Annotated in this window: 10 protein-coding genes; 6 read left to right on the plus strand and 4 right to left on the minus strand. The window is 68.1% G+C overall.

The features are described 5' to 3' along the window. Window positions 1-24: 24 nt before the first annotated feature. Together rpmF and GTH33_RS06280 are read right to left on the minus strand one after the other, a co-directional pair. Window positions 25-204 carry a 50S ribosomal protein L32 gene (rpmF, locus tag GTH33_RS06275; RefSeq protein WP_163957682.1) on the minus strand — a complete coding sequence of 60 codons (180 nt, stop codon included), beginning with the start codon at window positions 202-204 and terminating at the stop codon, window positions 25-27. 355 nt (window positions 205-559) lie between these two features. Next, window positions 560-1234 (minus strand): MBL fold metallo-hydrolase, encoded by a 675-nt coding sequence (locus GTH33_RS06280; RefSeq protein WP_163957683.1) that lies wholly within the window; start codon window positions 1232-1234, stop codon window positions 560-562. Between the two features lie 107 nt (window positions 1235-1341). Between GTH33_RS06280 and pabB the strand changes: the two genes are divergently transcribed. The 4 genes from pabB to msrA all read left to right on the plus strand — a co-directional run bounded on the left by pabB (window position 1342) and on the right by msrA (window position 5444). Continuing rightward, the gene (gene pabB, locus GTH33_RS06285; protein WP_208404121.1) at window positions 1342-3114 is read left to right on the plus strand and encodes an aminodeoxychorismate synthase component I; all 1773 of its coding nucleotides are present in this window, start codon (window positions 1342-1344) and stop codon (window positions 3112-3114) included. Between the two features lie 34 nt (window positions 3115-3148). Next, complete coding sequence (locus GTH33_RS06290) at window positions 3149-4348, plus strand: pyridoxal phosphate-dependent aminotransferase (protein WP_163957684.1); 1200 nt, start codon at window positions 3149-3151, stop codon at window positions 4346-4348. A gap of 257 nt (window positions 4349-4605) precedes the next feature. Beyond that, complete coding sequence (locus GTH33_RS17855) at window positions 4606-4752, plus strand: hypothetical protein (RefSeq protein ID WP_166753186.1); 147 nt, start codon at window positions 4606-4608, stop codon at window positions 4750-4752. A gap of 38 nt (window positions 4753-4790) precedes the next feature. Next, window positions 4791-5444 carry a peptide-methionine (S)-S-oxide reductase MsrA gene (gene msrA, locus GTH33_RS06295; protein ID WP_163957685.1) on the plus strand — a complete coding sequence of 218 codons (654 nt, stop codon included), beginning with the start codon at window positions 4791-4793 and terminating at the stop codon, window positions 5442-5444. 49 nt (window positions 5445-5493) lie between these two features. Here the strand turns inward: msrA and pdeM are convergent, their stop codons facing one another. Further along, on the minus strand, window positions 5494-6156 hold the full coding sequence (pdeM, locus tag GTH33_RS06300) for a ligase-associated DNA damage response endonuclease PdeM (protein ID WP_163957686.1): 663 nt from the start codon (window positions 6154-6156) through the stop codon (window positions 5494-5496). 137 nt (window positions 6157-6293) lie between these two features. On the opposite strand from pdeM, the gene GTH33_RS06305 reads away from it, so the two are divergent. Continuing rightward, the gene (locus tag GTH33_RS06305) at window positions 6294-8228 is read left to right on the plus strand and encodes a potassium transporter Kup (RefSeq protein WP_163957687.1); all 1935 of its coding nucleotides are present in this window, start codon (window positions 6294-6296) and stop codon (window positions 8226-8228) included. Window positions 8229-8379: 151 nt separating this feature from the next. Here the strand turns inward: GTH33_RS06305 and GTH33_RS06310 are convergent, their stop codons facing one another. Continuing rightward, window positions 8380-10785: a ligase-associated DNA damage response DEXH box helicase gene (locus GTH33_RS06310; protein ID WP_163957688.1), complete on the minus strand. Its 2406-nt coding sequence runs from the start codon at window positions 10783-10785 to the stop codon at window positions 8380-8382. Between the two features lie 191 nt (window positions 10786-10976). On the opposite strand from GTH33_RS06310, the gene GTH33_RS06315 reads away from it, so the two are divergent. Beyond that, complete coding sequence (locus GTH33_RS06315) at window positions 10977-11975, plus strand: ligase-associated DNA damage response exonuclease (RefSeq protein ID WP_163957689.1); 999 nt, start codon at window positions 10977-10979, stop codon at window positions 11973-11975. Window positions 11976-12008 lie beyond the last annotated feature (33 nt).

A 12008-nucleotide genomic window follows, 5' to 3' on the forward strand; every position in this document is an offset into this window, starting at 1 on the left:
TATCCGGATGGGAGGGGAGGGGGATTAACCCTCGACCGAAACGATCTCGCGGCCGTTGTAGTGGCCGCATGCGGTGCACAGGTTGTGCGGACGCTTCAGCTCGCCACAGTTCGGGCATTCCTGGAACGACGCGATGGTCAGCGAGTCGTGACCACGACGCATGCCGCGCTTGGAGGGAGAGGTCTTTCGCTTGGGGACGGCCATTTCGGCACCTTGTTCTAGAAAATCGGCTTGCGGAAATCCGATGAGCCCGACGGGACGTGCAGGCAACCGACGAAGCCGGCTGCCGGACGCCACCGATAACCGGACGCATCGCGAAGCGCGGGCCTATAGCGAATTTCCGGGCTGTTGCAAGCTTCACGGGCGCAAGGGCGAGTCGGATATCGGCTGCGACGGGGGTGTCCGAGTCGTCCGGCCGGAAGTTGCCGAAGTTGACACTACGTCGCGACCGGAACGCGTTCCCGCCCGGTGCCGCAGCGCGCGACAGGAGAGGGAAGCGAGGATCGACCATAGTGCAGCGTTACACGACCGGCGCCGTGTAGGACAGCGTTCGCCCGACCTATTGCGCCAGCGCGCGGTCGCTGACGAACATGTTGTTCGCGCGTTCGTGCGCGAAGGTGCTGGGATTGCCGTGGCCGGGGATGAAGGCGGTGTCGTCGCCAAGCGGCCACAATTTGGTGACGATGGTCTCGATCAACTGCTTGTGGTTGCCGCCGGGCATGTCGCTGCGGCCGACCGATCCCTGGAACAGGACGTCGCCGACCTGCGCGAACTTCGAGGGCGCGTGGTGGAAGATGACGTGGCCGAGCGTGTGTCCGGGTGTTTCGTAGACGTCGAGGGTGAGATTGCCGATCGTCACGGTATCGCCCTCGACCAACCAGCGGTCCGGTTCGAAGGTGACGCCTGTCATGCCGTAATTGCGTCCGTCATCGTCGAGGCGGGCGAGCCAGAACCGGTCCGCCTCGTGCGGCCCCTCGATCGGCACGCCGAGATCGTCGGCAAGCGGCTTTGCCTCGCCGGCATGATCGATGTGGCCGTGGGTGAGCAGGATCTTTTCGACCGTCACGCCGGCCTGCGCCACCGCCGCCTTGATCCGGGGCAGGTCGCCGCCGGGATCGACGATCGCGGCCTTCATCGTCTCGGTACACCAGATCAGGGTGCAATTCTGCTGGAAGGGCGTCACCTGGACGATGACGGCTTTCAGGGGCGCGACGCGCGAGGGTGTGTCGGTCATGGGGCAGGAGATAGGCGGACGGGGGCGGTGGGACAATCGCCGCCCGCCACCCAAGTGGCGCAATCGCTGCTTGCGTGCGACGCATGGGGCCGTGCATTTGACGGGGGATGCCGACCGCGCCCTTCGTATTGCTCGACGATGCCCGTGATGGCGGCGCGGGGGCGCGGCTGTACGTCGATCCGGTCGAGATCGTCGCGGCCGATCGGCCCGAGGCGGTCGTGCCAGCGCTGGAGCGATTGCGGTCGGCCAGCGCGCGCGGGCTGCACGCGGCGGGATACCTGACCTACGAAGCCGGGGCGGCGCTGATGCCGCGGGCGTTGCCGACGCGGGCGGTCGACGGGCCGCTGCTGTGGTTCGGCCTGTTCGCGGACTATCGGCGAATGGATGCCGCGGCGGTGGCGGCGTGGCTGCCCGATCCGGCGGGCGCGTGGGCGGCGGCACCGTCGCCGCGGATCGAACGCCACGCCTATGACGATGCGCTCGGCCGGGTGCTGGAGATGATCCGCGCGGGCGATATCTATCAGGCGAACCTGACGCTGCGCGCCGACGTGCGGATCGCGGGCGATCCGGCGGCGCTGTACGCGCGACTGCGGCAGGGATCGGCAGCAGGCCATGGCGCGCTCGTCGCCACGGGCGAGCGGCACCTGCTGTCGCTGTCGCCCGAGCTGTTCTTCACGCTGGATGATGGCGCGTTGGCATGCCGGCCGATGAAGGGCACAGCGACGCGGGGCGACACCGCCGACGAGGACCGGGCGCGGATCGCGACGCTGGAGGGCGATCCCAAACAGCGGGCCGAGAACCTGATGATCGTCGACCTGATGCGCAACGACCTGTCGCGGATCGCGGTGCCGGGCAGCGTCGCGGTGCCGGCGCTGTTCACCGTCGAAACCTATCCGACGGTGCACCAGATGACCTCGACCGTCACGGCGACGCTGGCGGACGGCCGCGATGCGGTGGACGTGCTGACCGCCCTGTTTCCCTGCGGATCGATCACCGGCGCGCCCAAGCAGCGCAGCATGGAGGTGATCGCCGCGGTCGAGGATACGGGCCGCGGCGCCTATACCGGCGCGATCGGGCGGATCGATCGCGATGGCGATGCGGCGTTCAACGTGGCGATCCGGACGCTGGTGGTGACCGACGGCACGGCCGAACTCGGGCTGGGATCGGGGATCGTCGCCGACAGCCGCGGTGACGAGGAATGGGCGGAATGCCTGGCGAAGGGTGCGTTCGTCACCGCCGGGCAGCGACCGCTCGACCTCATCGAGACGATGGCGTTCGATCCCGAGCAGGGGCTGGCCCTGCTCGACCCGCACCTGGAACGGATGCGGGCGAGTGCGCGGGCGCTGGGATTCCGGTTCGACCGGCACGGCGCGCGCAACGAACTGCAGGCGGCGACCTTTCGCCTGCGCGCGCCGGCGCGCGTCCGGCTGCTGCTGGCGCAGAGCGGTGCGATCGCGATCGAGGTGGCACCGGCGCCGGTGCCGTTCGAGCGGCCGCTGCGCGTCGCGGTGGTGCCGCTGCCGGTCGATCCGGGCGACTTCCGGTTGCGGCACAAGACCAGCGATCGCGGCTTCTACGATGCAGCGCGGATCGCGGCGGGCACGGACGAGGTGGTGTTCGTGCGACCCGACGGGGCACTGACCGAGGGCAGCTTCACCACCGTGTTCGTGGCGCGCAACGACGGCATGCTGCTGACGCCGCCGCTGGCGGCCGGACTGCTGCCGGGTGTGCTCCGCTCACAAATGATTGATTCGGCACGGGCAATCGAAACGAACCTGTCGCCCGACGACCTGTCAGGGCAATTTTTTGTCGGGAATGCGCTGCGCGGGCTGATGCCGGCGACGCGCGCGGTTGCGAAAACGGACCCGCTGTCGCTATAGGGCGCGCGTTCTTTTCGCCATAAGGCCCGTGTCCATGAAGCCCTCCGCCGCCCTCGGCCGCATCAGCCCGTCCCCCACGCTCGCCATCACCAGCCGCGTGCTCGAGTTGAAGCGCGCCGGTGTCGACGTGATCGGGCTGGGTGCGGGCGAGCCGGACTTCGACACGCCCGACTTCGTGAAAGAGGCGGCGATCCAGGCAATCCGCGACGGCAAGACCAAATATACCAACGTCGACGGCACGATCGAGCTGAAGCAGGCGATCGTCGCCAAGTTCGCGCGCGACAACAGTCTGACCTATACCACCGATCAGGTGAGCGTGAACGTCGGCGGCAAGCACACGCTGTTCAACGCGATCGTCGCGAGCGTCGATCCGGGCGACGAGGTGGTGATCCCTGCCCCCTATTGGGTGAGCTATCCCGACGTGGTGCAGTTCGCAGGCGGTACGCCGGTGTTCGCGATCGCCGGGCCGGAGCAGGATTACAAGCTGTCTCCGCAAGCGCTGGACGCGGCGATCACGCCCAGGACCAAGTGGGTGATCCTCAATTCGCCGTCCAATCCGACCGGCGCGGGCTATACGGTGGACGAGCTGAAGGCGCTGGGCGCGGTGCTGGCCCGGCATCCGCACGTGTGGATCTTCGCCGACGATATGTACGAGCATATCGTCTACGACGGTTTCCGCTTCGCGACGATCGCCGAGGTGTGTCCCGACCTGTACGAGCGCACGCTGACCGTGAACGGCTGTTCGAAGGCCTATGCGATGACCGGCTGGCGGATCGGTTATGCCGCGGGCGCGCCGTGGCTGATCAAGGCGATGGCGAAACTGCAGTCGCAGTCGACCAGCAACCCCTGTTCGATCGCGCAGGCGGCGGCGGTGGCCGCGCTGAACGGGCCGCAGGATTTCCTGAAGGAGCGCGCCGCGGCGTTCCAGGGGCGGCGCGACCTGGTGGTGGGAATGCTCAACGCGATCCCCGGCATGCATTGCCCGACGCCGGAGGGCGCCTTCTACGTCTATCCGTCGTTCGCGGAGCTGATCGGCAAGACCACGCCATCGGGCCGGGTGATCGACAGCGACGAGGCGTTCGTCGGCTATCTGCTCGACGATGCCAAGGTGGCGGCGGTGCAGGGCGCGGCGTTCGGTCTGTCGCCGGCGATGCGGATCAGCTATGCGACGTCGGACGCGCTGCTGCGCGAGGCGTGCACGCGGATCCAGCAGGCATGCGCGGACCTGAAGTAGGGACGCTCACCCTCACCCAGCGCCGCCTTCGGCGTCTATCCCTCTCCCGAGGGGAGAGGGAGGGAGTGGCACAGCCGCGCAAAGGGTGAGGGTGAGGCCATTCCGGTACAACATTACGCCGGATGAATGACCCCGCCACGCCGCGTTAATGCAGCGTTTCTATAAACGGCATTGAGCCTGGAAGCCGGAACGACGATTTCGGCATCCGAACGGGGCGCGGCGACGTAGCTGCGCTCGTCACAACGAACAGGTGCGTCATGCGCAAGGTCATCAAGAGCGGCTTCTTCTGGCAATTCGTCGGCGGCTTCGCCATCGGCGCGGTCGGTGTCGTCACGCTCCAGCCGGCGAGTGCGCAGGGCGCGCAGCCGATCCCGGCGGCATCGCCGATCGTCGCGGTCCGCTGATCCCTTCCATGCGCGCGGCGGCTCCCCATGTTGGTGGCATGATGAAAATTTTGCTCCCCGTCGCGGGTGTCGCCGCCGCCGTGATCGCGTCCACCGGGTTCGCCGCAGCCGAACGCGCGGTGCCGATCCCCGCCGCCGCGATCGACGTGCCGGCGGCCGGCCCGACGCAGACCGCGGTGTTCGCCGGCGGCTGCTTCTGGGGCATGGAAGCGGTATTCGAACATGTGAAAGGCGTGCGCGGCGTCACCGCGGGTTATGCCGGCGGTACGCGCGATACCGCCAATTACGACGCGGTGTCGACCGAGAGGACCGGGCATGCCGAGGCGGTCAAGGTCGTCTACGATCCCCGCCAGGTCAGCTATGCGACGCTGCTGCGCGTTTATTTCTCGATCGCGCACGATCCGACGCAGCTGAACCGGCAGGGGCCGGACAGCGGCCCGAGCTATCGCTCCGCGGTATTCCCGCAGGATGCGCGCCAGGCGGCGGTGGCGCGCGCCTATATCGCGCAGCTGGGCGCGGCGAAGAGCTTCCGGGCGCCGATCGTCACCCGGATCGAGCAAGGTGGCTTCTATCCGGCCGAGGCGTACCACCAAAATTTCTACGACCGGAACCCGACGCACCCGTATATCGTGCATTGGGACAAGCCGAAGGTCGCGGCGTTCAAGGCGGGATTTCCGACGCTCTACCGGTAGGTCGCCGACCGTACGACGACCTGCTAGCCGGATGGCGGGCCGGGTCAGGTCAGGCGGCGATCGGGAAGCGGAGCAGGCGTTGTTCGATCGCGATCAGCGCTTCCGCACCGCGGCCGACCGCCTTCGTCAGCGCCGGATGGTCGACATCGAGGCCGCCGGTCAGCGCACCGAATGCGGGCAACACGATCTTGCGCGGGGTGGCGACGAAGCACCGGCGGGCGATCTGCTTGCCGCGGACCGCGACGCGCAATTTCGGGTGGAAATGGCCGGACAGTTCGGGACGGGTGTCGCGCGGATCGGCCTCGTGACGCAGGATCAGGCCGTCCACCATCGCCTCCCCCGCGACCTCGCCGCCGCAGCGATCCTTGATGTCGGGATCGTGGTTGCCGGTGATCCACGTCCAGCGCAGCCCCTCGGTCAACGCGCGCAGGCGGATGCGCGCTTCCTGCGGCAGCCGGTCGCAGCCGTCGCTGTCGTGGAAGCTGTCGCCAAGGCACCATAATTCCTCGGCCCCCGTCTTCGCCACCAGCGCCGCCAGGTCGGCGAGCGTCGCCAGCGAATCATAGGGCGGCAGCATCTGGCCGCGCGCGGCGAACCAGCTCGCCTTTTCGAAATGCAGGTCGGCGACCAGCAGCGCGCGCCGCGCCGGCCACAGCAATGCCCCCTCTGGAAGGGCCTGGAGCATGTGGCCGCCGAACGAAAAGGGAACCATGGCTGCGCCTTGCCCGCAAAGAGTCGGGCGATCAAGCGGTTGTGCGCGGCCGTGCAAATCCGCTTGCGCGTCGGGCGAATAAGCGTAAAGCGCGCCGTCCTTCCGTCGGGACGGTCTTTTCAAGGTAGCCGCGCGCCATGTCGCCCGCCGTCGACGCCTCCGCATCCTCCAGCCCGCCGCACCCCGCCCTGATCGGCCTGACGATCGGCGCGATCGGCGTGGTGTTCGGCGATATCGGCACCAGCCCGCTCTATGCGTTCCGCGAGGCGCTGGGCCAGTCCGCCGGCGACGGCATCGACCCCAGCGAGATCCTGGGCGTGCTGAGCCTGGCGCTGTGGACGCTGACGCTGATCGTCACGGTCAAATACGTCACCTTCCTGATGCGCGCGGACAATCATGGCGAGGGCGGCGTGCTGGCGCTGGCGGCGCTGGCGCGGCGATCGATCGGGATGCGCAGCCGGGTGGCGCTGGTGCTGGGCGCGGCGGGCGCGGCGCTGTTCTATGGCGATGCGATCATCACCCCGTCGCTGTCGGTGCTGTCGGCGATGGAGGGGTTGCGGACGATCCCTTCCGCCGCGAAGCTGTTCGACGAGGGGACGATCCGGGCACTGACGATCGGCATTCTGATCGCGCTGTTCCTGATCCAGAAGCGCGGCACGGCGATGGTCGCCAGGCTGTTCGGCCCGGTGTGTATCGTGTGGTTCCTGGTCATCGGCGGGCTTGGCATCTGGCACATCGCCGACGAGCTTTCGATCTTTCGCGTACTGCTGCCGAGCTATGGCATCCGGTTCCTGGCGACGCACGGCACGGTCGGGTTGTTCGTGTTGGGCGCGGTGTTCCTGACGGTGACCGGCGCGGAGGCGTTGACCGCCGATATGGGGCATTTCGGCAAGAAGCCGATCCGCATCGCCTGGCTGATCCTCGTCTTTCCGGCGCTGATGCTGAATTATCTGGGGCAGGGCGCGTTCGCGCTGTCGCACCTGGAGGCGGCAGCGGCGGCGGGCAAGCCGTTCGTCAACCAGGACTGGTTCTTCCTGATGGCGCCCGAAGCGTTCCGCGGGCCGCTGATCGTGCTTGCCGGTTTCGCCACGGTGATCGCCAGCCAGGCGGTCATCACCGGCGCATTCTCGCTGACCCAGCAGGCGGTGCAGCTGGGCCTGCTGCCGCGGATGAAGCTGCGCCAGACCTCGGCGTCGTTCGTGGGCCAGATCTACCTGCCCGCGATCAACTGGCTGCTGCTGGTGGGCGTGCTGGTGCTCATCATCCAGTTCAAGACGTCGTCGGCGATGGCGGCGGCCTATGGCATCGCGGTGACCGGCACGATGGTGGTGACCAGCCTGCTCGGCTATCTGGTCGCGCGGCACGTGTGGCACTGGCGGCGGGGGTGGGCGCTGACCGCGGTGCTGCCGTTCCTGACGCTGGACCTCATATTCTTCGGCGCCAACATCCTGCGCGTGATCGAGGGCGGATGGGTGCCGCTGGTGATCGCCGGGGCGATCGGTTTCCTGATCTTCACCTGGGTGCGCGGCAAGGGCATCGTGCGCGCGTTCGAGGCGCGGCAGAGCATCCCGCTCGCCGACCTTGCCGCGGCGCTCGCCAAGCGCCCGCCGGAACGCGTGCCGGGGACCGCGGTGTTCCTGACCGCCAACCCGCGCTCGGCACCGGGCGCGCTGCTCCACAACCTCAAGCACAACAAGGTGCTGCACGAGCGCAACCTGGTGGTGAGCATCCGCACCACCGACCGTCCGGTGGTGGATGCCGAGCACCGGTCGACCACCGAGCGGCTGGACGACAATTTCGAGGTCGTCGTGCTGAACTACGGCTTCATGGAATCGCCCGACGTGCCTGCCGACCTGGGCGTGGGCGGCAAGACCGAGATGCGCAGCCTGGATGCGATGAAGACCAGTTTCTTCATCGGGCGCAACACGCTGAAGCCGGAGGCGGATGTGGGGATGCCGTTGTGGCAGGACCGCATCTTCATGTTCATGCAGCGCAACGCCAGCGACCCGACCGATTTCCTGAAGATCCCGCCGGGCAAGGTGCTGGAACTGGGCGAACAGGTGACGGTGTAGGGGCGAATGGGGCGCGCATCCGACGCCCCATCCGTCATTCCCGCGCCGGCGGGAATCCATCGATGCTGGCGTCGGCGACCCTGACGCAGGCCTGCGCGTCTGGATCCCCGCCTGCGCGGGGATGACGGTCGTGTGTTGTGGCGGCGAACGATCAGTCGAGCGTCATCGCCTCGGCGGCCAGCGCCTCCGCCTCGATCAGCAGATGATCGTCGGCCGAACCGGTCGATACCTTTTCGCGGCCGATGAGGGTGAGGACCGGGACCGCCAGCGGCGTCACCCGTTCCAGATCGACGTGGAGCATCGTGTCGGCGGCGCGGTCGAGCAGGCCCGCCAGCCGGCCGACGTCGGTCATGCGGGCGCGGGCGTCGTCCCACGCCGCCTGCAGCAGCAGGTGGGTGGGTTCGTATTTGCGCAATACGTCGTAGATGAGGTCGGTGGAGAAGGTGACCTGCCGCCCGGTCTTGCGCTTGCCGGGGTGCTGGCGTTCCACCAGGCCGCCGATCACCGCGACCTCGCGGAAGGCGCGCTTCAACAGGTGCGATTGCTGCACCCAGTCGACGAATTCGTGTTCGAGGATGTCGGGGCTGAACAAGGCGGCGGGGTCGGTGATCTTTTCGATGCCATAGACCGCGAGCGCATAGTCGTTGGCGACGAAGCCCAATGGCTTCAGCCCCTCCGCCTCCATGCGGCGGGTGATGAGCATGCCCAGCGACTGGTGCGCGTTCCACCCTTCGAAACTATAGGCGACCATGTAGTTTCGGCCTTCGCGCGGGAAGGTTTCGACCAGCAGCTGGCCGGGGCGGGGCAGAGCCGAGCGCTTCGCCTGGAATTCGAGCCATTCGCGCACGTCGTCGGGGAAGCGCGCCCATTGCCCCGGCTCGGCGAGGAAGCCGCGGACGCGGTCGGCGAGATTGGTGGACAGCGGCATGCGCGAGCCGCCGTAGGTGGGGATGCGTGCGGGCTTGGACGAAGCGCGGACGATCAGATCCTCGGTATCGATCTTCTGCACCTCGCAGGACAGGCCGGCGAAGAAAAAGGTGTCGCCGGGCGACAGCTGGGCGGCGAACCCTTCCTCCACCTTGCCGAGGTTGCGGCCGTTCTTGAAGCGGACGTTGAGCATCGTCGACTCGACGATGATGCCGGCGTTGAGGCGATGCTGGGTGACGAATTTCGGATGGCTGACGCGCCACAGGCCGTCGGCCTCCTGTGTCAGGCGCTTGAACCGGTCATAGGCCTTGAGGCTGTAGCCGCCGTCGCGAATGAAGCCGAGGACGCGATCGAACGTCTCGTTGGTGAGCGCCGAATAGGGAAGGGCGGAGCGGACCTCGTCGAGCAGCGCCGCCTGGTCGAAGGGCGCGGCGCAGGCGACCCCCATGACATGCTGCGCCAGCACGTCGAGCGCGCCGGGGCGGAACAGGTCGGGGTCGAGCTCGCCCGCCTCCACCGCGTCGAGCGCGGCGCGCGCCTCGAGATATTCGAAGCGGTTGCCGGGGACGAGGATCGCTTCGGAGGCCTCGTCGAGCCGGTGGTTGGCGCGGCCGATGCGCTGGAGCAGGCGGCTCGACCCCTTCGGCGCGCCCATCTGGATGACGCAATCGACATCGCCCCAGTCGACGCCGAGGTCGAGGCTGGCGGTGGCGACGAGCGCGCGCAGGCGGCCGGATGCCATCGCGCCCTCCACCTTGCGGCGCGCCTCCAGCGCCAGGCTGCCGTGATGGACGCCGATCGGCAACGACAGCGTGTTGACCTTCCACAGGTCCTGGAAGATCAGTTCGGCGAGGCTGCGGGTGTTGCAGAAGATGATCGAGGTCTTGTGCGTCTCGATCTCCGCCATGACCTGCTGCGCGGCGTAGCGGCCCGAATGGCCCGACCAGGGTACGCGGCCTTCGGGCAGCAGGATGGCGATGTCGGGATCGGCGCCCGCTTCGCCGTGGACCATCGCGACCTGATCGATGTCGCCGTCCGGCGCGAGCCAGGCGCGGTAGCCGTCGCCGTCCGCCACCGTGGCGGACAGCGCGACGCGGCGCAGGCCGGGGCTGATCCGCTGGAGTCGTGCCATGCAGAGTGACAGCAGGTCGCCGCGCTTGCCGGTCGCGAATGCGTGGACCTCGTCGACGACGATCGTCCGCAGCCCCTGGAACATGGTGAAGCTGTCGGGGTAGCTGAGCAGCAGCGACAGCGATTCGGGCGTGGTGAGCAGGATGTGCGGCGGCTTGACCCGTTGGCGCGCCTTGCGGTCGGACGGCGTGTCGCCGGTGCGGGTTTCGACGCGGATGTCGACGCCCATTTCATCGAGCGGCGTCACGAGGTTGCGCTGGATGTCGACCGCCAGCGCCTTCAGCGGCGAGACGTAGAGGGTGTGCAGGCCCTCGACCGGATGTTCGATCAGTTCGGCGAGGGTTGGCAGGAAGCCGGCGAGCGTCTTGCCGGCGCCGGTGGTGGCGACGAGCAACGCATGGTGGCCGGCGCGCCCTTCGCGCAGCATGTCGAGCTGATGCCGGCGGGGCCGCCAGCCGCGAGTCGAAAACCAATCGGCGAGCGGCTGGGGAAGGTCCATCGCTGGTGTATGTAGGGGACGGGCGTCGCCTAAACCACTCCGTCACCCCGGACTTGGTCCGGGGGTCCACTTCGCGGCGAGGGAAAGGCTGGATGCTCAGAGGGATTCCGTTGCGGCATTGTGGACCCCGGAACACGTCCGGGGTGACGGAGGCATTGGGCACCTTGCCCCCTCTGGCGCGTAGTAGCGTCATGGCACGATTGGGCGACTGGCTGGAACCGCATCCGCACGGCATCTATGTGGCGCCGGCGGATGCGTGGATCGACCCGTCCGAGCCGGAAGCGCGCGCGCTGGTGACGCATGGCCATGCCGATCACGCACGCGGCGGCCACGGCGCGGTGTGGGCGACGCCCGAGACGCTGGCGATCATGGACGCGCGCTATGGCGAGCAGGCGGGGCATCCCGTCGCGTACGGTGAGAGCATCCGCATGGGCGAGGTCGAGGTGGGCTACGTCCCCGCCGGGCATGTGCTGGGATCGGCGCAGATCGTGCTCGACTATCGCGGCGAGCGGGTGGTGGTGTCGGGTGACTACAAGCGGCGGCCGGACCCGACCTGCACCCCGTTCCAGCCGGTCGCATGCGACGTCTTCGTCACCGAGGCGACATTTGCGTTGCCGGTGTTCCGGCATCCCGACACGGGCGACGAGATCGACAAGCTGATCGCACGGCTGCACGCCAACCCGGATCGCTGCGTATTGGTCGGCGCCTATGCGCTGGGCAAGGCGCAGCGGGTGATCGCCGAATTGCGCGAGCGGGGGCATGACGCGCCGATCTACATCCACGGCGCGTTGCAGCGGTTGTGCGACCTGTATGCCGACCATGGCGTGCGGCTGGGGGAGTTGCTGCCGGTGGCGGATGCCCGGAAGGCGGACATGGCGGGGCATGTCGTGATGTGCCCACCGGGTGCGCTGAACGATCGCTGGTCGCGGCGGCTTCCCGACCCGATCACCGCGATGGCGAGCGGGTGGATGCGCGTGCGGCAGCGGGCGCGACAGAAGAATGTCGAACTGCCGCTGATCCTGTCCGATCATGCCGATTGGGACGAGCTGACCGACACGCTGACCGAGATCGCGCCGAAGGAGGTGTGGGTGACGCACGGGCGCGAGGAGGCTTTGGTCCACTGGTGCGAGCAACGCCAGATGAAGGCCCGCGCGCTGGCGCTGGTGGGGTTCGAGGACGAGGACGATTGATCCGCCGCCGCACGCCTTCAACCCGACGTTAAC

Origin of the sequence: Sphingomonas insulae (assembly GCF_010450875.1) — a bacterium.
GTDB classification, from domain to species: Bacteria; Pseudomonadota; Alphaproteobacteria; order Sphingomonadales; family Sphingomonadaceae; genus Sphingomonas; species Sphingomonas insulae.

What these genes read in the sequence shown, in the direction of transcription:
- pabB (WP_208404121.1), top strand. Translation starts at nt 1,342, where the DNA reads ATGCCGACCGCGCCCTTCGTATTGCTCGACGATGCCCGTGATGGCGGC.
- pdeM (WP_163957686.1), bottom strand. Translation starts at nt 6,156, where the DNA reads ATGGTTCCCTTTTCGTTCGGCGGCCACATGCTCCAGGCCCTTCCAGAG.
- rpmF (WP_163957682.1), bottom strand. Translation starts at nt 204, where the DNA reads ATGGCCGTCCCCAAGCGAAAGACCTCTCCCTCCAAGCGCGGCATGCGT.
- msrA (WP_163957685.1), top strand. Translation starts at nt 4,791, where the DNA reads ATGATGAAAATTTTGCTCCCCGTCGCGGGTGTCGCCGCCGCCGTGATC.
- GTH33_RS06305 (WP_163957687.1), top strand. Translation starts at nt 6,294, where the DNA reads ATGTCGCCCGCCGTCGACGCCTCCGCATCCTCCAGCCCGCCGCACCCC.
- GTH33_RS17855 (WP_166753186.1), top strand. Translation starts at nt 4,606, where the DNA reads ATGCGCAAGGTCATCAAGAGCGGCTTCTTCTGGCAATTCGTCGGCGGC.
- GTH33_RS06290 (WP_163957684.1), top strand. Translation starts at nt 3,149, where the DNA reads ATGAAGCCCTCCGCCGCCCTCGGCCGCATCAGCCCGTCCCCCACGCTC.
- GTH33_RS06315 (WP_163957689.1), top strand. Translation starts at nt 10,977, where the DNA reads ATGGCACGATTGGGCGACTGGCTGGAACCGCATCCGCACGGCATCTAT.
- GTH33_RS06280 (WP_163957683.1), bottom strand. Translation starts at nt 1,234, where the DNA reads ATGACCGACACACCCTCGCGCGTCGCGCCCCTGAAAGCCGTCATCGTC.
- GTH33_RS06310 (WP_163957688.1), bottom strand. Translation starts at nt 10,785, where the DNA reads ATGGACCTTCCCCAGCCGCTCGCCGATTGGTTTTCGACTCGCGGCTGG.